The following is an 18,978-nucleotide window of genomic DNA, read 5'->3' as shown; positions in this document are numbered from 1 at the left end:
CAGCGCCGATCCGCTACATCTACGACTTCGGGGACAACTGGGTTCATCGGATCGATGCACAGACCATCGGCGATCCGGCGCCCGGAAATCTATACCCCCGGCTCACCGACATTATCGGCAGATGCCCGCCCGAGGACGTCGGCGGCCTTCCCGGATACGAAGACTTCCTCGACGCAGTCAGTGATCCAAACCATCCCGAGCATGAGAATATGATCCGATGGGCAGGCGGACCGTTCGATCCGCACGTCCCTGACGCCGACGAACTCCGCCTCGAAGTTCTTAAACTCGCCAAGAAGTGGAAGCCGCGGAAGAAATGAGCGCCGCCACCGGACGCTTACATTCATCCAAGGCGCAGCGAACTTCCGAAACCCGCCCATGTCGCTTGGCGCCGCATCGCAATCACATGTCCGGAAAGGGCTCGAAGCGGACCAACACGCTTTGCGGACATGCCCTTTCGAAAATTGGGCTGGCGATCTACGGCCTTATCTACCCCCTCGCGCGATCTGAGATTCCCCCCATGCCCCCGGTCGGGCCCGACGCCGGAAGAAGCATCATCGCTCCGCCCAGCGCCGCACACGAGAGAGGGGGGAGGGGGTCGCCCTCGTATGACGGGTCGCCCTTATCCCGATCGCCCTCCCTTCGCTCCCTGAGGATCAGCGGAAGGAAGCCGCGAACGCATCCGCAAGAGACGGGAAGACGCCATCGGCCCTCCCCTCCAGGTCGACCCGCGCCCAGCGCGACCCTGCGGGGTGGAAGGCGACGAAGGCTCCCCTCTCGGACTCTGCGGCCACGCTCAAGGCTCCGTCATCGGCTTCCACCGGCTCAATCGTCCATTCAGGGAAGCGAGCAGAGGCCTCAGCGACCGCCTGTCGGACCATCCGCGGGGAGTTCTCGCGGGGCGTGAAGGCGACGACACTCATTTGCGCTCTCCTTCGTCGGGGTTGTCGTTCTCGAGGATGCGATAGACGGAGGAGCGGCCAATCCCCATGCGCCGAGCGATCTCGGTGACGCCAACGCCTTCGTCTCTCAGAGCGCGCACGTCGTCCGCCTTGGCGCGCGCCGTCGGCTTCCGGCCCTTGTACTTTCCGGCGGCCTTGGCCTTCGCGATGCCCTCTCGCTGTCGCTCAAGCATGATCTCCCGCTCGAACTGGGCGACAGCCCCCAGCATGTTCAGCATCAGCCGCCCTGTCGTGCTCTGAGTGTCGACGCCCATATCCAGCACCACCAGCCCAGCGCCCTTGGCCCTCAAGGCCTCGACGATCTCGAGCAGGTGAGCGACGGAGCGCGCAAGACGGTCGAGCTTGGTCACCACCAGCCGGTCGCCTTCACGAATGAAGTCAAGCGCCTCCCGCAACCGTTCACGGGCGACCACGTCCACGGACGACACCTGCTCCTTGAAGATGCGTCGACACCCAGCCGCCCCAAGCTCTCGGACCTGGCCCTCAAGGCTGGCCTTCTGATCCAGAGTCGATGTCCGCGCATACCCGACTAACACGCCAGTTGCCTCTGGTGCGCTTCGCGCCATGACTTCAGCCTCCAATTGCCCCACAAGAGCCTTAGACACTGAGGACCTATTGCCCCAGAATCCTGAGCGCAACCCTTGTGGGGCACTTTTCGGCATCGGCGACGCCGCCCCGCAGGGGCATGGTCTATTGGCGCATAGGTCCACTCTACGCGAAACTGGCAGCGCATCGTTGCTTGGGCAGAAGGCAGCAACGTCACACCAATCTGATGCTTGCAGGGGCGATAGGGGGCCCCTGTTTTTTGCACTGCCAAGTATCAGCAAGGATACCTGTAATGCCCTTCGCCTAGCGCCTGAAACTCTTTTGGACTATCTTTGCTTTGTCAAAATCTACTCACGCGTCGATGCGGTCGGGGATCTGGGCTAGGCGCTGGCGTCGCCGCTTTTCTGTTCGCCCCCCTTTGGGGCGGGTGGATATGGCCCTAGGCCCGCCTGAGGTGAGTAGTGCTGGAACAAAACGGGGCGCTGACCATCTAGCACGGCCCTGAGCGACCTCCGCACCATTCTTTGTTCCCAGTCGTCATCATCCCATACCTGAGGCATGTAGTTGCCTTCCAGTATGTCTAGTTGCTCTACCTTAAAATTAAGGACTTTCGATATCTCGTAGATTAACTTGGTGAGTCCAGAATCCCGTCTTCGGCGCAATCCTTCATGCTCTTCTTCGCTGGCGTTAGATGCCAGTCTCTCGCTGAGGCTTTTCAGGTAATCCTTCCATGCCGAGATAACTTGCTTCTTGTCAGCAAATTCGACCTCCACAAGATTAAGGGCGCCTACATGATCGAAGTGTACTGGAAGCTTTCGGGTGCGCATAAGCGTCCTGAACACGTCCATCCGGCGAGCTCGCACCTCTCTCCGTTGGTCAATCAATCGGGTCACTAAAACGGCCAGTACAGGCCCGACAAGGACAGCGATCAATGTCGCGGCGGCCATGGAGTCGACGCCCTCGCCATTCATGGAAGTGCTCTCAGCATTTTGAAGACTACATTCACCGGCCCCATGGATGTCGTGACTGAAACAACTCTGCCATCAGCGAAATCTCGGGGCAGTGATGTATTTATATCCATCACGAAATCATTGGGTATATTCTGCCCGGTCACGAGGGTTGTTCCGGCGGGGACCGAGAGGTGCGCATCGACGTCTACGCTTCCCGAGGTAGTTATTGAATAAGTTCCGTTAAGAATGCCGCCGGTGGCGTCCGCGCCACTCAAGATGCCGTCGCTAAGAACAAATACAGCATGACCGAAGCCAGCCGCACCCGTATAATACATTGCATAGAAACCGTCCATGCGCGCGCCCGCCCGCGATTACTGCTGCCTAGACCCAACCTAGACGACGATGGCTGCACCCGCAATCGCCCAGCGAGGCCATGCATCTAGCCCGGCAGGTAGACGCTTGATTGCGGATCATTACGCGGTTCTGACGCAAGTAAGCGGGACAAAGTCGCCGTTGGTTCCGGAGCGTCTCGGGAGACGAATATGCGCCGACCGAACGTGCACCTGGAAGGCAGGGCCGCGAAGCGCTGTAACCTCCGCTCGAATGACAGTGGGGCTTGAGAGAAACCCCTATCATCTCCAAGCGGGTGGGGCCGGCCACCGAACGGCGCTGACCGCTTCCCGCAAGACATCATATCCGGGGCCGTCGGCCGAGTAGGTGTCGAAGGTGATGTCGTTCAGCTTGTGCCCAACCAGGCGCTTGATGACGACGCCCCGCACCTGAGCCCGCTCCAAGCGGTTGACGACTGAGTGTCGGAAGCCGTGCAGGACTTTCTCGCGGCCGAACCCGAGATCCGTCTTGAGGCGGCCGAACCGCTTGCTCAGTGGCTGTGGTGCCAGTCGACAGGCTTCCCACTCGCGCACATCCTCAACGATGGTCTCATGGCAAGGGATGAGTCGTGCGCGGCGCCTCTGCTTGGTCTCTGGCAGATAGATGCTGACGCGGTCGCGCTTATCCTCCACCAACTCGACGCCTGAAACACCTTGAGCAGCCGCGCCCGTGTAGGCAGCGATGCGGATTGCGAGCCAAAGCTGACGGTTACCCTTCTCGGCAGCCCCCTTGAGCAGCCTCAGATACTCGTCATCCGACCATGTCGCTCGCTGAGTGCTCTGCACGAAGGAGTCGAGTCCGCGCAAAGGCCACTGATCGGTGCGGAGCCCCTTGAGGCCCCAGACACCCCGGTAGGCTGTCGTGTACTTTTGCACCGTCGAGCGGTTAAGAGTCTTTAACAGCTCTGCAAGGAACCGGCGCGCCGCCAAGTGGTCCACTTCCTCGATGGTCGAAAAGCGCTCGCAGAGAAGAGCAAGTGCCTTTCGATAATCATACATGACACTTGCGGTTGGGTTCTTTGAGGCCAACCACTCGTCGCACAAGGGCCCTAGGGGCGTTTGACGACCCTGAGCAACCTCGATCCGACGCAGCAACTCCCGGCCCCGTTCAGTCGCGGCAAAGCGCTCCTGCGCGTATCCGACATCCTCTTGACTGGCGTCCGAAAGGGGAACGTCGAGGTAGCTCAAAGCCTCTTCTTGCCCCTCCTCGCGGAGCCGGTCGAGCAGCGCTTCCCGCGTCCTTGGTTCGACTTCGGAAGACGTCGCATCGCTTTGCGCCCGAGAGGGTCGGAACTGTGCCCGGCCCTGCTGTCCCAACAACAGCCACTCTCGCTCAAGCTCCCTCAGCCGTTTGTCCCTAAGGCTCCGCGCCAGTACCTCGTCAGTGATGTGGAGCGCCTCGTAGATCGTACGGCTACGACGCTCTGAGTAGCAGTGAGCAACCCGCTTGGGGATGTCGTAGCGGAGGTACCAGCGTCGTCCCCGCTTCAGGAGATGATGGTTCTTTGTACGCATCGGCATCGAAAGAGAATGTGTGGCAGTTTCTGTTGCAGAGCTCCCAAACTTCCCAAGGCATGTCAATGCCTTCAAGGAGATGCTCCAAGCAGGATTCCCCTCCCGTAGGGCGTACCACTCCCCTTCCAGCTCCCCGGCCGACCCGGCCCCCAGGTCGCCTTCGCGCGCCGCGCGTGGGCCTCGACCCGCTTGCGGCCGGCGTCGCGCCAGGCGCCCGCAGGAGGCGGGTGGCGCTCCCGCCGCTTGCCGCGACGGTTGCGCGGGCAGGCGGCTCGGCTAAGCTTCGCGGGCGGGCGCAGCGGAGGGGAGAGGCATGGCGGACACGATCGACACCGGGCCGGCCGGACCGCAGGAGAGCTCCACCGGGGCCACGACCGGGCCGGACGCGGCGCCTGGCGCGGGCGGAGCGCGCGACGGGCTGGCGGGGCTGCGCCGGGCGACGCTCTGGGCGCTCGGCGTCGCGGTGCTGCTCTTCGTCTATTACGTGATCGCCGACCGGACCACGCCCTTCTCGGGCGACGCGCGGGTGCAGGCCTTCGTGCTGCGGGTGGCGCCCGAGGTCACCGGCCACGTGGCCCGCGTGGGCGTCGTGGACAACGAGGTGGTGGAGGCGGGCGACGAGCTCTTCGCCATCGACCCCGAGCCCTTCCAGATCGCCGTGGACCAGGCCCAGGCCCGGCTGGAGCAGGCGGGCCAGGCCGTCGGCGCCAACACCGCCGCGGTCGACGCGGCCCAGGCCCAGCTCGAGCGCGCGCGCGCCAACGCCGCCAACGTCCGCGCCCAGACCGAGCGCGTGCTGGAGCTGGTGCGCAAGGGCGTCTACGCCCAGGCCCGCGAGGACGACGCGGTCGCGGCCATCGACGAATCCGAGGCCGCCGTCTCCGCCGCCGCCGCCGACCTGCGCCGCGCGCAGGAGCAGCTCGGCCCGGAGGGCGAGAACAACCCCGCCGTGCAGGAGGCGCTCGCGGCGCTGGAGACGGCCCGCTACAACCTCGCGCGGACCGCGATGACCGCGCCGGCGCGGGGGGTGGTGACCAACCTGCAGCTCGCGGTGGGGCAGACGGTGACGGCGGGCGCCGCCTCGATGACCTTCATCTCGGCCGAGGACATCTGGCTGCGCGCGGCGATGCGCGAGAACAGCCTGGGCGTGCTCTCGCAGGGCCAGTCGGCGGAGGTGGTGCTCGACGCGCTCCCCGGCCAGGTGTTCCGGGCGACCGTGCGCTCGGTCGGCTGGGGCGTGGCGGGCGAGGCCGTGGACCCCGCCACCGGCCTGCCCCAGTCCACCGTGGCGCAGGGCTGGCTGACCGACCCGCAGCGCTTCCCCGTCATCCTCAGCTTCGAGATGGAGCAGCTTCCGCGGGGCGCGCGCTACAGCAGCCGGGCGGCGGTGATCGTCTACGCCGGCGACAACCCGGTGATGGACGCCATCGCCTGGGCGCGGATCCGGCTGATCGCCCTGCTGACCTATGTCTCCTGACCCCGATGCGGGCGCCCGGCTGAAGGCCCGCGGCCTGCGCATCGCGCTCGCCGTCACCGCGGCGCTGGCGATCGAGGCGCTGCGGGGGGCGGACCTGCCGATCCTGGCGCCGATGATCGCCCTGCAGATCCTGGCCATGGCGCCGCGGGCGCCGGGGCTGAAGCTGCTGGGCATGCTGTTCGGGGCGGCGGCGGTCTCGTCGCTGGTGGCCTGGACGATCGCGGCCTTCACCGTCTCGATCCCCGGCGCCTATCCGCTGGGGATGGGGGTGCTCTACCTGTGGTGCTTCGCGCTGGCGATGCATCCCCGGACCCGGCCGCTGGGGGCGATGGCGCTGACCATGACCATCGTGGTGGGGGCGCTCTCGGCCGCCTCGACCGAGGCGGCGGCGGGGCTCGCGCTGTCGCTGGCGATGTCGATCCTGGCGGGCGGCGCGGTGGTCTACCTCGCCTTCGCGGTCCTGCCGGGCCCGCCGGCGCCGCCCGCCGCGGCCGCGGGGCCCGAGGCCGCCGACGACCTCGCCGAGCCGCGGGGCCCGGCCCCGGTTCCCGTCGCCTTCCGCGCGGCGCTGGCGACGATGGCGATGCTGCCCCTGCACCTGTGGCTGACCGCCGACGGCGGGGTGGCGGCGATGCCGGTGCTGTTCACCTGCTCGGCGATGCTGCGCCAGCCGGGGGTGGCGGCCTCGCTGCGCGACTCGCTCGCCCGCCTCGCGGGCACCGCCGCGGGCGGGGCGGCGGCGGCCGGCGTCCACGCCGTGACGCTGATGCAGGACGAGGCGACGCTGGCGCTGGCGATGGTCGCCGCCGCCTCGCTCGCCTTCGCCTGGCGGATGTCCGCGAGCCCCCTGCATGCGCAGGTCTGGCTGCCGGGGTTCGTGACCTTCCTCGCGCTCTACGGCATGACCCTCTCGCCGACGCTGGGGGGCGACGAGGTCGCGGCCTCCGAGCGGCTGGGCCAGGTCTTCGCCGGCGCGGTCTACACCGTCGCCGCGGTCAGCGTGCTGGCCCCCGTCGCCCGCCGGCTCACGACCCGGAGGGCCGCCCGCCCGGCTTGAGGTCCGAGACGATCCGCCCGATCAGCACCGCGACGTAGAGCGCGCCGACCACCGCCTCGGTCGCCGCCAGGATGCGGGCCATGGGCGAGACAGGCAGCACGTCGCCGTAGCCCAGCGTCGTCACCGTCACCAGGCTGAAATAGACCAGGTCCGAGCCCTGCACGGCGTCCCCGGGGACCGAGATCGCGCCCGGGTCCAGGATCAGCACGGCGGTGTAGAGCTGCGCCCAGGTCAGCGCGAGCATGAAGAAGCCGAACACCGCCCCCGCCAGCGCGTCGCCGTCGGCCTTGCGCTCGCGCACCAGCGCCTCGACCGTCAGCCACAGCGTCTGCCCGGCGAGCCAGAGCACGGCGACGAAGGCGAGCCCCCCGGCCACGGGCGAGCCGGTGGCCTTCGCCAGCAGGTGCAGCGCGAGCCACGCCAGCGGGGTCGCGAGCTTCAGCGGCCGCGCCACGCTGGCCGAGCGGGTCACGATCCCCGTCGCCGCCACCGTGGCGGCGAAGAGGGCGGCCAGCGCCGCCTCCCCCGCCGGGCCGCCCTGCAGGAGCGGCTGGCCCAGCAGCAGCAGGACCGCCAGCGCCAGCAGGAAGCGGTAGCGCCAGCGCTCGGCCGCGGGCGCGAGGCCGACCCTCATGCGCTCACTCCGCCGGATGGGGCGGCACGGGCTCGCCGGTGGTCGGGTCCAGGCCCTTGGCCTCGAAGGCGATCCAGGTGGTCACCATCTCGTAGAACAGGGCGAGGATCACGGGGCCGATGAACAGGCCCAGCAGGCCCATCGATAGGGTGCCGCCGATCACGCCGATCATGATCACCACCATCGGCGTGGTCAGCCCGCGGGCCATCAGGATCGGCTTGAGCACGTTGTCGAGGAACAGCACGGGGACCATGTAGAGCGTGAACAGCGCCGCGTGCAGCGTCGGGTTGATCGCCCAGTCGAGGATGATCAGCGGGATGATCACCAGCGGCGGCATCTGGATCACGCAGGCCATCACCGCCGCGCCGGCGAGGATCCCGCCCAGCGGCAGCCCCGCCACGATGATCCCCACGGCCGCGAGCCCGCCCTGCACGATCGCCACCCCGATCACCCCGCGCGAGACGTTCTGGATCGTCTTCGAGGCCATCGCCGTCATCGCCCGTCCGCGGCCCGAGATCCGGCCCGCCACGCGCCCCGTCGCCTCGGCCAGCGGCGCGGCCCAGGCGAGGAACACGGCCGCGAAGATCACCGACAGCGCGAACTGCAGCACGCCCACGATCAGCCCCGCGCCGGCGCCGGCCAGCGTCGCCGCGACCTCGCGCAGCTTGGGCGCATACTGGGCCGACAGCGCCAGCAGGTCGACCGAGGCCTCCTGCCAGGTCTCGAACAGCCGCGCCCCGATCAGCGGCCAGTCGCGCACGGTCTCGGGCGGGGCCGGGAGACGAAGGGTGCCGTCGGAGAGGTGGGCGACCATCTCGCCGACCGAGTCGATCAGCGAATTCACGATCATCACCGTCGGGCCGATGATGATCACCAGCCCCAGCAGCGCGAAGACCGTGGCGGTGCGCCCGCGCCGGCCGCCCATCTTCGCGCTCATCCAGTCGAAGGCCGGCGCCAGCGCCACGGCCAGGATCACCGACCAGATCAGGATCGAGGCGAAGGGCGCGATCAGCGTGAAGCTCAGCGCCATGAACAGCGCGAGGATGCCGATGGTGACGAAGACGTCGACGGAAAGCGTGATCACACGCTGGCGGGCGGGATCGTCGGGCAACGACATGGGACAGGTCCCTTCTGGACGCGCCTCCACCCCTCGGGAGGCGAGACCATCTTCGCCCCGCTCGCGCCTCAGGGGAAGCCGAAATGCCCCGGCCGCGCGCCGCCGGCGAGGAGCCGCGCCCCCGCGGCCGCGCCCCGCAACCGTCCCCCGCCGGGCGGAGCCCGCGCGCCTCTCGGCCCCGGCCCGCGGCGCGGGGTCCGTCGGCGGATCGGCCCCGCCGCAGGCGGCCCGGCGCGATCCGCGCCGCCATCCTCGCCGCCGCGGCCCCCCGCAGGTCAGGCGACGCGGCCCCCGAAGTTTCCCGCGCGGACAGGCCTGTCGCGCTGCGGCCGGCGGCGGGCGCGTCGCCCCCATCGGGACCGGGTCGCCGCGCCGGTCTGGACGCCGGGATCCGCCCCCGCGCCGCTGCCGGCCGCGGTCGGACCGAGGGGCGTTGCGCTCAGGCGAGGCCGAAGCGGGCGAAGAGGTCCTTGAGGTTCTCCTCCGGCCGCGCGCCGATGTGGGAGATCACCTCGCCCGCGCAGACGCAGCCCATGGTCCCGCAGGTCAGCAGGTTGCGCTGCCGCGTCAGGCCGTAAAGGAAGCCCGCGGCGAAGAGATCGCCCGCCCCCGTGGCGTCCACCCGCTTCATCGGGGCGGCCGGCGCGTGCACCGTCCGCTCGCCCTTCAGCACGTAGGCGCCCGAGGGGCCGACGGTGCAGGCCACGATCTCGACCTCCTTGCGGGCCTCGTCCATCGCGTCCTCCAGCGTGGAGGTCTGGTAGAGGCTGACCAGCTCGTGCTCGTTGGCGAACAGCAGGTCGACCTCCTCGACCACCATCCTGCGGAAGGCGTCGCGGTGCCGCTCGATGCAGAACGGGTCGGAGAGGGTGATCGAGACCTTGCCCCCCGCCGCCTTGGTCGCGGCGACGGCCTTGCGGAAGGCCTCCTGGCTCTCCATCCCGTCGAAGCGGTAGCCCTCGAGGTAGATCCACCGCGTGTCGGCCATCAGACCCTCGTCGATGTCGTCGGGCCCGAGGTCGGCGGAGACGCCGAGATAGGTGTTCATCGACCGCTCGCCGTCGGGGGAGACCAGCACCATGCAGCGCCCGGTCTCCTCGTCGAGCCGGTCGCGCGGCGTCATCGGCGTGTCGAAGGCGACGCCGAGCGAGCGGATGTCGTGGGCGAAGATCGCGCCGAGCTGGTCGTCCTTGATCTTGCCCACGTAGGCCGCCTTCGCGCCCAGCATCCCCAGCCCCGCGATGGTGTTCGCCGCCGAGCCGCCCGAGATCTCCTGCGCTGGGCCCATCTTGGAATAGAGCTCGATGGCGCGCTCGGCGTCGATCAGGGTCATCACGCCCTTGCCGACGCCGTTCTCGACGAGGAACTCGTCGGTGACGCGGCCGAGCACGTCCACCATGGCGTTGCCGATGCCGACGACGTCGAAGCGTTTCTCGCTCATGCGGTCTCCTCAGGAGGCGGGGTCTTGGCGCGTTTCGCGCGGGGCGTCTTCGGGGCCGCGGCCGGCGCGGGGGCCCCCGGCAGGGCGGCGTCGGGGATCTTCTCGTCCCAGGCGCAGAGGTCGCGGATCAGGCAGGTCGGGCAGTTCGGCTTGCGCGCCGTGCAGACGTAGCGCCCGTGCAGGATCAGCCAGTGATGCGCATGGCGCTGGTATTCGGCCGGCACGTTGTCCTCGATCGCGCGCTCCACCGCCGTCACGTCCTTGCCCGGCGCGATGCCGGCGCGGTTGCCGACCCGGAAGATGTGGGTGTCCACCGCCTGCGCCGGTTGGCCGAACCACATGTTCAGCACCACGTTCGCGGTCTTGCGGCCCACGCCCGGCAGGCTCTCGAGCGCGGCGCGGGAGGAGGGGACCTCGCCGTCGAAATCCTCGATCAGGCGCTGGGAGAGCTTCAGGACGTTCTTCGCCTTGTTGCGGAACAGGCCGATGGTCTTGATGTGCGCGATCAGCCCCTCCTCGCCCAGCGCCAGCATCTTCTGCGGCGTGTCGGCGACCTGGAACAGCGCGCGGGTGGCCTTGTTGACCCCCTTGTCGGTGGCCTGCGCGGACAGCGCCACGGCGACCAGCAGGGTGAAGGCGTTGACATGCTCGAGCTCGCCCTTCGGCTCCGCGCATTCCTCGTGGAAGCGGCGGAAGATCTCCTTCATGGAGCGGTAGGGGAGCTGGGCTGCGGTCATGGCCGGCACCTTGCCCCGCAGGGCGGCAGGGGGCAAGCGGCGCCGGCGCGGCGCTGCGCCGCCTGCCGGAGAAGATTTTCATGTTTCGTTCCACGCCTGCCGTTGTGGCCGCGAGGATGCGAACATATGATGAACGCCATGGCGCGACTCTCCCTCGACCAGAAGCTGGCGATCCTGTCGGACGCAGCGAAATACGACGCCTCCTGCGCCTCCAGCGGAGGGCAGCGGCGGGATTCGCGCGACGGGAAGGGGATCGGCTCGACCACCGGCTCGGGCATCTGCCACGCCTACGCGCCGGACGGGCGGTGCATCAGCCTGCTCAAGATCCTGATGACCAACTTCTGCATCTACGACTGCGCCTATTGCGTGAACCGGGTCAGCTCGAACGTGGAGCGGGCGAGGTTCACCCCCGAGGAAGTCGTCTCGCTGACGCTGGAGTTCTACCGGCGCAACTATATCGAGGGGCTGTTCCTCTCCTCGGGCATCATCCGCAGCCCGGACGAGACCATGGCCGACATGGTCCGCATCGCCCGCAGCCTGCGCCGCGAGCACGGCTTCCGCGGCTACGTGCACCTCAAGACCATTCCCGACGCCGACCCGCTGCTGGTGGAGGAGGCCGGCCTCTACGCCGACCGCCTGTCGATCAACGTGGAGTTGCCGACCGACCCCTCCGTCGCCGCCTATGCGCCGGAGAAATCCCCCCAGCGGATCCGCCGCGCCATGGCCCATGTGCGCGCGACCAAGGAGGCGAGATCGGAGAAAACCCACACCGGCCGCCGCGGGCCGAAGTTCGCCCCCGCCGGCCAGTCCACGCAGATGATCGTGGGGGCGGACGGGGCGACCGACGCGACGATCCTGACCACCTCGACCCGGCTCTATGCGGGCTACGGGCTGAAGCGGGTCTATTACTCGGCCTTTTCGCCGATCCCGGACTCTTCGGCCGCGCTGCCGTTGGTGAAACCGCCCCTGATGCGGGAGCATCGCCTCTACCAGGCCGACTGGCTGCTGCGCTTCTACGGCTTCGACGTGAAGGAGATCGCGTCCGCCGCCCCCGGCGGCAACCTCGACCTGGCGGTGGACCCCAAGCTCGCCTGGGCGCTCGCCAATCGCCACCTGTTCCCGGTGGACGTGAACCGCGCCGACCGCGAGACGCTGCTGCGCATCCCCGGCCTGGGGACCAAGACCGTGGGCCGGGTGCTCGCCACCCGCCGCCACCGCACCCTGCGGTGGGAGGACCTGCAGCGCATGGGCGCCAACCTCAGGCACGCGCGTCCGTTCATCACCCTGCTCGACTGGCGCCCCCGGGCGCTGGCGGACGAGGAGAACCTGCGCGCCCGCTTCGCCCCGCCGCCGGAACAGCTCTCCCTGCTGTGATGCGCGCCATCGCCCTGCCCCGCATCGGCACATCCAAAGCCTGGCGGGCCGAGGCGCGCGCCCTGCTCTCCGCCCGCGTGCCGCCCGAAGCGGTCTCCTGGAGCCTCGGCGACCCCGCCCCCGACCTCTTCGCCGCCCCCTCAGCGCCCCTGCCGGAGGCGTCGGCCGCGATCACCGTTCCGCAGGCCTTCGTGCAGCTCGCCGACTGTGCCGTCTGGCACAGCGACCCCGAGCGGTTCGCGCGCCTCTACGCCCTGCTGTGGCGCCTGCCGGCCGAGCGCGGGCTGATGTCCGACCGCGGCGACCCCGCGCTGGCGCGGCTCGAGCGCATGGCCAGGGAGGTCCGCCGCGACCGCCACAAGATGACCGCCTTCGTCCGCTTCCGCGAGATCGAGGCGCATTCCTCCCGCCGCCGCTTCGCCGCCTGGTTCGAACCCTCGCACTTCACGCTGGAGCCCACGGCCCCGTTCTTCGCCAGGCGCTTCGGCGACATGGACTGGTCGATCTTCACCCCCACGCTCGCCGCCCATTTCGAGGCCGGCGCCCTGCGCTTCGCCGACCCGCCGCCCCGCCCCGAGATCGCCCCCGACGCGACCGAGGACCTGTGGCGCACCTATTTCCGCTCGATCTTCAACCCCGCCCGCCTGAAGCCGAAGGCGATGCAGGCGGAGATGCCCAAGAAATACTGGCGCAACCTGCCCGAGGCCGCCCTGATCCCCGAGATGATCGCCGGCGCCCAGGCCCGCGCCCGCGAGATGGCCGAGGCCGCCCCCACCCTCGCCCCCGCCCGCGCCGCCCGCATCCGCGAGCGCCTGGCCAAGCCCGAAGCGCCTCCGCCCCCCGCCGAGCGCCCCTCAACCCTCCCCGCCCTGGCGAAGGCGCTGGAGAGCTGCCGCCGCTGCCCGCTGTGGGAGGACGCCACCCAGCCCGTCCCCGGCGAGGGCCCGCCCGACGCCCCCCTGATGCTGGTCGGCGAGGCGCCCGGCGATCGCGAGGATCTGACCGGCCGCCCCTTCGTCGGCCCCGCCGGCCAGCTCTTCGACCGGGCCGCGGAAGCCGCCGGCCTCGACCGCTCCCGCGCCTGGATCACCAACGCGGTCAAGCACTTCAAGTTCCAGCCCCGCGGCAAGCGGCGCCTGCACCAGAACCCGGACTCGGGCGAGATCCAGCATTGCCGCTGGTGGCTGGAGCTGGAGCGGGAGATCGTCTCGCCCCGCCTGATCGTCGCGATGGGCGCCACGGCCCTCGAGAGCCTGACCGGCGACCGCCGGGCGCTGCTCAAGCGCCGCGGCGGGTTCGAGACGACCTCCGACGGCGCCCCCCTGCTGGTGACGGTGCACCCCAGCTGGATCCTGCGCCTGCCCGATCCCGCGCAGCGCGAGAACGAGACCGCCCGCTTCGCCGACGACCTGCGCCTCGCCGTGCGACGGATCGCGGTCTGAACCCTCCTGCGCGCCCGCGCAGGCCCCCGGGCCGGTTGCCGCGCCTCGGCGGCCCCCGCAGGATTCGGGTGGGTCGCGGGCGCGGGCCCGGCTAGGTTGGGCGGCAGATCAGGAGACACGCCATGACCGTCGCGATCGAGACCGCCCTCCCCGCCGCCGCCGACCGGTTCGAGCGGCCCGAGTCCGCCGACCGCTTCACCTACGAGCTGATGGCCGCGGCCATCGAGCTGATCGAGGACCAGGCCGCCGACCACCCCTCGCTGGAGACGCTGGCGGCGCGGATGGGCCTGTCGCCGGCGCATTTCCAGAAGCTGTTCACCCGCTGGGTCGGGGTCAGCCCCAAGCGCTACCTGCAGTGGCTGACGCTCGACCACGCCCGCGCCCTGCTGCGCGAACGGCACACGGTGCTGGACGCGACCTATGCGACGGGCCTCTCCAGCCCCGGGCGGCTGCACGACCTCTTCGTGCGGTGGGAGGCGATGACGCCCGGCGAATACGCCCGCGGGGCCGAGGGCCTGACCCTGCGCTGGGGCCTCTTCGACAGCCCCTTCGGCGAGGCGCTGGCCTTCGGCGGCGACCGCGGCCTGACCGGCCTCGCCTTCACGGCGGAGGTGGGCCGCGGGACCGCCTTCGCCGACATGGCCTCCCGCTGGCCCAGGGCCACGCTGGTCGAGGACGCCGGGGCCCTCGCCCCCTGGCTCGACGCCGCCTTCCAGCGCAAGGGGACGGCGCCGCTGCAGGTGATCGGCGCCCCCTTCCAGCTGAAGGTGTGGGAGGCGCTGCTGGCGGTGCCCACGGGGCACGTGACCACCTACTCGGACCTCGCGCGGGCGATCGGCAATCCCGGCGCGGTGCGGGCGGTGGGCACGGCGGTCGGCAAGAACCCGCTCAGCTGGCTGATCCCCTGCCACCGCGCCCTGCGCAAGGGCGGCGCGCTCGGCGGCTACCACTGGGGTCTGGGCGTGAAGCGGGCGATGCTGGCCTGGGAGACGGCGGCGCTCGAAACCGGCCGCGACGCCGCCTGACCCGCCCCCCCCGCCGCCGGAACCGACGCCGCGACGCCCGCCCCTGTCCCACGACCGGCCCCGGACGCCCTGCGGCGGGCGTGGCGGCACGACGCCCGCCACAGGCCTCCGCGCCCCAGGCGCCGCCGTGAGAGCCTGTTCTCCGGAGCCGTCCATCGCGGATGCCGATCAGAGCGACTCGCCCGCCCCGGTCAAGGATCGCGCAGCGACCGCGCGAAGCGCGGCTTGTCCTTGACCGGGGCGGGCGAGTCGCTCAGGCATCGGACGCGATGGACGGCTCCGGAGGACAGGCGCGGGCGCTTTGTTCTTGGGTGAGTCCGGAGCCCGCCGGAGGCTCCCCCATCAGCCGGTCTGACCGCCTCTCCCCCCAAGGCGCGACTCAGCCAAGCCCGCCCGCAGGGCGCCTGTAGTCCAGTCCTCCACGGCGCGCCGCGCGGGCTGCCCCTCGGCCGGGGGGCGCCCCGCCGAAGGGAGACTCAGACGGGGGCCATGTCGCCTTCGGCGCGACGGGCGTGGAATCCTTCGGCGAAGGCGTCCAGCGTCCCCGCCTCGATGGCGTCGCGCAGCCCCTGCATCAGCTCCTGGTAGTAGTGCAGATTGTGCCAGGTCAGCAGCATCGAGGAGATGATCTCGCCCGAGCGCATCACGTGGTGCAGGTAGGCGCGGCTGTAGCGCGTGCAGCAGGGGCACGTGCACTCCGGGTCCAGCGGCCGCGGGTCGTCCCGGTGGCGGGCGTTCTTCAGGTTCACCGCCCCGAAGCGGGTCAGCGCCTGCCCCGTGCGGCCCGAGCGCGAGGGCAGCACGCAGTCGAACATGTCGACCCCCCGCTGCACCGCGCCCACGATGTCGTCCGGCTTGCCGACGCCCATCAGGTAGCGGGGCTTGTCGTCCGGAAGCTGGCCGGGGGCGTAGTCGAGGCAGGCGAACATCGCCTCCTGCCCCTCGCCCACCGCCAGCCCGCCGATGGCGTAGCCGTCGAAGCCGATCGAGGCCAGCGCCTCGGCGCTCTCGCCGCGCATGTCCTCCTCGAGGCCGCCCTGCTGGATGCCGAAGAGGGCGTGGCCGGGCCGGTCGCCGAACGCGTCGCGGGAGCGCCTCGCCCAGCGCATCGACAGGCGCATGGACTCGACGATCCGCTCCCGGTCGGCGGGCAGCGCCGGGCACTCGTCGAAGCACATCACGATGTCGGAGCCGAGCAGGCGCTGGATCTCCATCGACCGCTCCGGGGTCAGCATGTGCTCGGACCCGTCGACGTGGGAGCGGAAGCGGACGCCCTCCTCGGTCAGCTTGCGCAGCTCGCTCAGGCTCATCACCTGGAAGCCGCCCGAGTCGGTCAGGATCGGGCGGTCCCAGTCCATGAACCGATGCAGGCCGCCCAGGCGGGCGATGCGCTCGGCGCCCGGGCGCAGCATCAGGTGGTAGGTGTTGCCCAGCAGGATGTCGGCCCCGGTCTCGCGGACCGAGCCGGGCAGCATCGCCTTCACGGTCGCCGCGGTGCCCACCGGCATGAAGGCGGGGGTGCGGATCTCGCCGCGGGGGGTGGAGATCACGCCGCGGCGCGCGAGGCCGTCGCGGGCGAGGATGCTGTAGGAGAACCGGGTCATGGCGCGCCCATACACGCGCGCGGACGCCGCGCCAAGCGGGGGCGGGCGCCCTGCCCGCACCTTTACCGACCGCAACCGATTTCCTATGTTGCGGACCAACCCTGAAGGAGCCCGCCGGTCATGACCCTGCAAAGCGATCCGCCGGTCGAGGGCGAGCCGCTCGTCGGTCCCTCGACGCCCGAGCATCCGCTGTTCGATTCGGTCGTGGAGTCGATCCGCACCGTCTACGACCCCGAGATCCCGGTGAACATCTACGACCTCGGCCTGATCTACCGCATCGCCATCGACGCGGAGAACAACGTCGCCATCGACATGACCCTGACCGCGCCCGGCTGCCCCGTGGCCGGCGAGATGCCCGGCTGGGTCGCCGACGCGGTCGAGCCCATCGCCGGCGTGAAGACCGTCGACGTGACCATGGTCTGGGATCCGCCCTGGGGCATGGACATGCTCTCGGACGAGGCCAAGCTCGAGCTCGGCTTCATGTGACGGATCGAGGGGCCCGCGGGCCCCTCGTCTCGTTTCACAGCCACCCGGCCCAGCCCATCCCCTGCCCCAGCAGCGCCGCCCCCAGCACCACCAGCGGGGGCGAGACCTTCCAGGCGGTCAGCGCCACCCAGGCGGCGAGCGCGATGACGAAACCCGCGGGCTCGGCCGCGCCGCGGGCGAAGACCGGGTCGTAGAGGGCGGCGAGCAGCAGCCCCACCACCGCAGCGTTGACCCCTGCGAGCGCCGCCCGCGCCCGCGGCCGGGCGCGCAGGCCGGCCCAGAACGGCAGCGCACCGACCACCAGCAGCGCCCCGGGCAGGAAGATCGCGACCAGGGCCACGACCGCGCCTGCGACCCCCTGCGAGGCCTGGCCGAGGAAGGCCGCGAAGGTGAAGAGCGGGCCGGGGACCGCCTGCGCCGCGCCGTAGCCCGCCACGAAGGTCTCGGCGTCCACCCAGCCGCGCCCGACCGTCTCCGCCTCCAGCAGCGGCAGCACCACGTGGCCGCCCCCGAAGACCAGCGCCCCGGCGCGGTAGAAGGCGTCGAACTGGGCGGCGAGCGGACCGAGCCCCGCCAGCAGCTGCAGGCCCGCCAGCAGCAGCGCCGCGGCGCCAAGGCAGGCCGCCCCCGCCGCGCGCGACAGCGGCGCGCGCAGAGGGGCGCCGGCGGGGGCTGCGGCCCCGGCGCCGGCCGGGCGCGCCAGCAGGCCGAAGACCGCGCCCAGCGCGATGGCCCCGATCTGCCCCGCCACCCCGGGCGCCAGCAGCGCCAGCGCCGCGGCGGCGGCGGCCAGCGCCTGGCGCGGGCGATCGGGGGCGAGGCTGCGGCCCATGCCCAGCGCCGCCTGCGCCACCACCGCCACGGCCGCGGCCTTCACGCCGGCGAGCCAGCCGGCCCCTGCGACGTCCGTCGCCCCCACCCCGGCAGCGAAGACCGCCAGCAGCAGCGCCGAGGGCAGGGTGAACGCGGCCCAGGCCGCCAGCGCCCCCGGCAGGCCCGCCCGCAGCAGGCCCAGCGCCAGACCCGCCTGGCTCGAGGCCGGGCCGGGCAGGAACTGGCAGAGCGCGATCAGCTCGGCATAGGCCGCCTCGTCCAGCCAGCCGCGGCGGCGGACCAGCGCCTCGCGGAAGAAGGCGAGATGGGCGACGGGGCCGCCGAAGCTGGTCAGGCCCAGGCGCAGGAACACCGCGAAGACCTCCCCCGCCGAGCCGGCCGGCCCGGGTTGCGCATGGGTCACGGTTTCCGGGCGCTGGGGCCCCGCCTCGGTCTCGCTCATCCGCCGCCCTTTTCATGCCGCTCCGGGGCGCATACATGCACCGTGTCGGCAAGGCGTCCAATGACGCTTCGATGACGGGCGCCCGACGCAGCCCCGCGTCGCTTGCAGCCCCGAGGGCCGGCAGGTATTTTCACCGCGTGTCCATGCAGGAGGCGGCCATGTTCGGCATTCCCGGCAAGTCCCCGGTGACGCTGACCCCAGCGGCGGCGGCCCACGTCCGCAAGCTGATGTCCAGGACCCCCGACTCCGCGGCGGGCCTGCGCATCGGCGTGCGCAAGGGCGGCTGCGCGGGCATGGAATACACCATGGACTTCGCCGCCGCGCCCGAGCCCCACGACGAGGTGGTCGAGCAGGACGGCGCCCGGGTGATGATCGCCCCCATGGCGCAGATGTTCCTGTTCGGGACCGAGATCGACTACCGCACCTCGCTGCTGGAGTCGGGGTTCGTGTTCAACAACCCCAACGTGACCGAGAGCTGCGGCTGCGGCGAGTCGGTCAAGTTCGGAAACGCCTGATCATGGCGGTGAACCCCGACCTGGCCGACTGGGCCAGGGACCTGTTCGGCGGGCTGGGGGATATCGAGGTCAAGGCGATGTTCGGCGGCGCCGGCGTCTATTGCGACGGCGTGATGTTCGCGCTGATCGACCGCGACGACACCATCTATCTCAAGGCCGAGGGGGTGCTCGCCTCGGCGCTGGCCGCCGGCGGCTCGACCCCCTTCACCTACCATCGCGACGGCGCGCCCCGCACCATGGGCTACTGGCGGATCCCCGAGGACGGGCTCGACGATCCCGAGGAAGCCTGCATGTGGGGCGCCCGCTCGCTCGACATCGCCCGCGCCGCCCAGCGCGGCTGAGCGCGGCCCCCGCCCCTTCGGCGGCGCCGCTGCCCCTCGCCCTGCAGGGGCGTCCGTTCCCACAAGACGAAGCCCGCCCGCAGGGCGCCCATG

General features: G+C 70.6%; 20 protein-coding genes. 9 read left to right on the top strand and 11 right to left on the bottom strand.

Annotated elements, in window-relative coordinates; all coding sequences use genetic code 11:
- Positions 1-317: plasmid pRiA4b ORF-3 family protein (locus BM064_RS25245; RefSeq protein ID WP_143103460.1), on the top strand; the 317-nt coding region annotated here is incomplete at its 5' end.
- Between the two features lie 336 nt (positions 318-653).
- On the opposite strand, the gene BM064_RS25240 is transcribed toward BM064_RS25245, so the two are convergent.
- The 5 genes from BM064_RS25240 to BM064_RS25230 all read right to left on the bottom strand — a co-directional run bounded on the left by BM064_RS25240 (position 654) and on the right by BM064_RS25230 (position 4,032).
- Complete coding sequence (locus tag BM064_RS25240) at positions 654-920, bottom strand: hypothetical protein (RefSeq protein ID WP_092865930.1); 267 nt, start codon at positions 918-920, stop codon at positions 654-656.
- Entirely contained in the window at positions 917-1,495 is a 579-nt protein-coding gene (locus BM064_RS25235; RefSeq protein ID WP_092865927.1) for a recombinase family protein, read from the bottom strand. The genes BM064_RS25240 and BM064_RS25235 overlap by 4 nt, the downstream gene beginning before the upstream one ends.
- 390 nt (positions 1,496-1,885) lie before the next feature.
- Complete coding sequence (locus BM064_RS27190) at positions 1,886-2,476, bottom strand: DUF6680 family protein (protein ID WP_143103459.1); 591 nt, start codon at positions 2,474-2,476, stop codon at positions 1,886-1,888.
- Positions 2,473-2,808, bottom strand: coding sequence for a hypothetical protein (locus BM064_RS27185; protein WP_143103458.1), 336 nt, complete (start codon positions 2,806-2,808; stop codon positions 2,473-2,475). Before BM064_RS27185 ends, BM064_RS27190 begins: the two co-directional genes overlap by 4 nt.
- 279 nt (positions 2,809-3,087) lie before the next feature.
- Positions 3,088-4,032, bottom strand: coding sequence for a site-specific integrase (locus BM064_RS25230; RefSeq protein WP_143103457.1), 945 nt, complete (start codon positions 4,030-4,032; stop codon positions 3,088-3,090).
- A gap of 640 nt (positions 4,033-4,672) precedes the next feature.
- Between BM064_RS25230 and BM064_RS25225 the strand changes: the two genes are divergently transcribed.
- Both BM064_RS25225 and BM064_RS25220 read left to right on the top strand, forming a co-directional pair.
- Entirely contained in the window at positions 4,673-5,836 is a 1,164-nt protein-coding gene (locus tag BM064_RS25225; RefSeq protein WP_092865921.1) for an HlyD family secretion protein, read from the top strand.
- Positions 5,826-6,893 carry an FUSC family protein gene (locus BM064_RS25220; protein ID WP_092865918.1) on the top strand — a complete coding sequence of 356 codons (1,068 nt, stop codon included), beginning with the start codon at positions 5,826-5,828 and terminating at the stop codon, positions 6,891-6,893. Before BM064_RS25225 ends, BM064_RS25220 begins: the two co-directional genes overlap by 11 nt.
- Here the strand turns inward: BM064_RS25220 and BM064_RS28225 are convergent.
- The 4 genes from BM064_RS28225 to nth form a co-directional block, all read right to left on the bottom strand.
- Positions 6,862-7,527 (bottom strand): potassium channel family protein, encoded by a 666-nt coding sequence (locus tag BM064_RS28225; RefSeq protein WP_092865915.1) that lies wholly within the window; start codon positions 7,525-7,527, stop codon positions 6,862-6,864. The genes BM064_RS25220 and BM064_RS28225 overlap by 32 nt on opposite strands.
- A gap of 4 nt (positions 7,528-7,531) precedes the next feature.
- Positions 7,532-8,644 carry an AI-2E family transporter gene (locus BM064_RS25210; RefSeq protein ID WP_143103456.1) on the bottom strand — a complete coding sequence of 371 codons (1,113 nt, stop codon included), beginning with the start codon at positions 8,642-8,644 and terminating at the stop codon, positions 7,532-7,534.
- Between the two features lie 439 nt (positions 8,645-9,083).
- Entirely contained in the window at positions 9,084-10,085 is a 1,002-nt protein-coding gene (locus BM064_RS25205; RefSeq protein WP_092865909.1) for an adenosine kinase, read from the bottom strand.
- Positions 10,082-10,822 (bottom strand): endonuclease III, encoded by a 741-nt coding sequence (gene nth / locus BM064_RS25200; protein ID WP_092865906.1) that lies wholly within the window; start codon positions 10,820-10,822, stop codon positions 10,082-10,084. The genes BM064_RS25205 and nth overlap by 4 nt, the downstream gene beginning before the upstream one ends.
- Before the next feature lie 138 nt (positions 10,823-10,960).
- Here nth and BM064_RS25195 point away from each other — a divergent pair, with 138 nt between their 5' ends.
- The 3 genes from BM064_RS25195 (at position 10,961) to BM064_RS25185 (ending at position 14,663) form a co-directional block, all read left to right on the top strand.
- A complete protein-coding gene (locus BM064_RS25195; RefSeq protein WP_092865936.1) occupies positions 10,961-12,196 on the top strand; it encodes a putative DNA modification/repair radical SAM protein in 1,236 nt (411 codons plus the stop codon).
- On the top strand, positions 12,196-13,638 hold the full coding sequence (locus BM064_RS25190) for a UdgX family uracil-DNA binding protein (RefSeq protein ID WP_092865903.1): 1,443 nt from the start codon (positions 12,196-12,198) through the stop codon (positions 13,636-13,638). Before BM064_RS25195 ends, BM064_RS25190 begins: the two co-directional genes overlap by 1 nt.
- Before the next feature lie 122 nt (positions 13,639-13,760).
- Positions 13,761-14,663: a methylated-DNA--[protein]-cysteine S-methyltransferase gene (locus tag BM064_RS25185; protein WP_092865900.1), complete on the top strand. Its 903-nt coding sequence runs from the start codon at positions 13,761-13,763 to the stop codon at positions 14,661-14,663.
- Positions 14,664-15,139: 476 nt separating this feature from the next.
- On the opposite strand, the gene tgt is transcribed toward BM064_RS25185, so the two are convergent.
- On the bottom strand, positions 15,140-16,267 hold the full coding sequence (gene tgt / locus BM064_RS25180) for a tRNA guanosine(34) transglycosylase Tgt (protein WP_092865897.1): 1,128 nt from the start codon (positions 16,265-16,267) through the stop codon (positions 15,140-15,142).
- A 120-nt stretch (positions 16,268-16,387) separates the two neighbouring features.
- Here tgt and BM064_RS25175 point away from each other — a divergent pair, with 120 nt between their 5' ends.
- A complete protein-coding gene (locus BM064_RS25175) occupies positions 16,388-16,753 on the top strand; it encodes an SUF system Fe-S cluster assembly protein (RefSeq protein WP_092865894.1) in 366 nt (121 codons plus the stop codon).
- 34 nt (positions 16,754-16,787) lie between these two features.
- Here the strand turns inward: BM064_RS25175 and chrA are convergent, their stop codons facing one another.
- Positions 16,788-18,029 carry a chromate efflux transporter gene (gene chrA / locus BM064_RS25170; RefSeq protein ID WP_092865891.1) on the bottom strand — a complete coding sequence of 414 codons (1,242 nt, stop codon included), beginning with the start codon at positions 18,027-18,029 and terminating at the stop codon, positions 16,788-16,790.
- A gap of 158 nt (positions 18,030-18,187) precedes the next feature.
- Between chrA and BM064_RS25165 the strand changes: the two genes are divergently transcribed.
- Positions 18,188-18,544, top strand: coding sequence for a HesB/IscA family protein (locus BM064_RS25165; RefSeq protein WP_092865888.1), 357 nt, complete (start codon positions 18,188-18,190; stop codon positions 18,542-18,544).
- A gap of 2 nt (positions 18,545-18,546) precedes the next feature.
- Positions 18,547-18,885 carry a TfoX/Sxy family protein gene (locus BM064_RS25160; RefSeq protein WP_092865885.1) on the top strand — a complete coding sequence of 113 codons (339 nt, stop codon included), beginning with the start codon at positions 18,547-18,549 and terminating at the stop codon, positions 18,883-18,885.
- The last annotated feature ends 93 nt before the right edge of the window (positions 18,886-18,978 follow it).

The sequence above is a fragment of the Albimonas pacifica genome (assembly GCF_900113695.1).
Lineage (GTDB): Bacteria > Pseudomonadota > Alphaproteobacteria > Rhodobacterales > Rhodobacteraceae > Albimonas > Albimonas pacifica.
This window is presented reverse-complemented; position numbering and strand designations above follow the sequence as displayed.

Bases quoted from the DNA above. Each gene is read 5' to 3' on its own strand.
- BM064_RS25165 (WP_092865888.1), top strand. From the start codon at position 18,188: ATGTTCGGCATTCCCGGCAAGTCCCCGGTGACGCTGACCCCAGCGGCG.
- tgt (WP_092865897.1), bottom strand. From the start codon at position 16,267: ATGACCCGGTTCTCCTACAGCATCCTCGCCCGCGACGGCCTCGCGCGC.
- BM064_RS25175 (WP_092865894.1), top strand. From the start codon at position 16,388: ATGACCCTGCAAAGCGATCCGCCGGTCGAGGGCGAGCCGCTCGTCGGT.
- BM064_RS25210 (WP_143103456.1), bottom strand. From the start codon at position 8,644: ATGTCGTTGCCCGACGATCCCGCCCGCCAGCGTGTGATCACGCTTTCC.
- BM064_RS25220 (WP_092865918.1), top strand. From the start codon at position 5,826: ATGTCTCCTGACCCCGATGCGGGCGCCCGGCTGAAGGCCCGCGGCCTG.
- chrA (WP_092865891.1), bottom strand. From the start codon at position 18,029: ATGAGCGAGACCGAGGCGGGGCCCCAGCGCCCGGAAACCGTGACCCAT.
- BM064_RS28225 (WP_092865915.1), bottom strand. From the start codon at position 7,527: ATGAGGGTCGGCCTCGCGCCCGCGGCCGAGCGCTGGCGCTACCGCTTC.
- BM064_RS25160 (WP_092865885.1), top strand. From the start codon at position 18,547: ATGGCGGTGAACCCCGACCTGGCCGACTGGGCCAGGGACCTGTTCGGC.
- BM064_RS25240 (WP_092865930.1), bottom strand. From the start codon at position 920: ATGAGTGTCGTCGCCTTCACGCCCCGCGAGAACTCCCCGCGGATGGTC.
- BM064_RS25225 (WP_092865921.1), top strand. From the start codon at position 4,673: ATGGCGGACACGATCGACACCGGGCCGGCCGGACCGCAGGAGAGCTCC.
- BM064_RS25195 (WP_092865936.1), top strand. From the start codon at position 10,961: ATGGCGCGACTCTCCCTCGACCAGAAGCTGGCGATCCTGTCGGACGCA.
- BM064_RS27185 (WP_143103458.1), bottom strand. From the start codon at position 2,808: ATGGACGGTTTCTATGCAATGTATTATACGGGTGCGGCTGGCTTCGGT.
- nth (WP_092865906.1), bottom strand. From the start codon at position 10,822: ATGACCGCAGCCCAGCTCCCCTACCGCTCCATGAAGGAGATCTTCCGC.
- BM064_RS27190 (WP_143103459.1), bottom strand. From the start codon at position 2,476: ATGAATGGCGAGGGCGTCGACTCCATGGCCGCCGCGACATTGATCGCT.
- BM064_RS25190 (WP_092865903.1), top strand. From the start codon at position 12,196: ATGCGCGCCATCGCCCTGCCCCGCATCGGCACATCCAAAGCCTGGCGG.
- BM064_RS25205 (WP_092865909.1), bottom strand. From the start codon at position 10,085: ATGAGCGAGAAACGCTTCGACGTCGTCGGCATCGGCAACGCCATGGTG.
- BM064_RS25185 (WP_092865900.1), top strand. From the start codon at position 13,761: ATGACCGTCGCGATCGAGACCGCCCTCCCCGCCGCCGCCGACCGGTTC.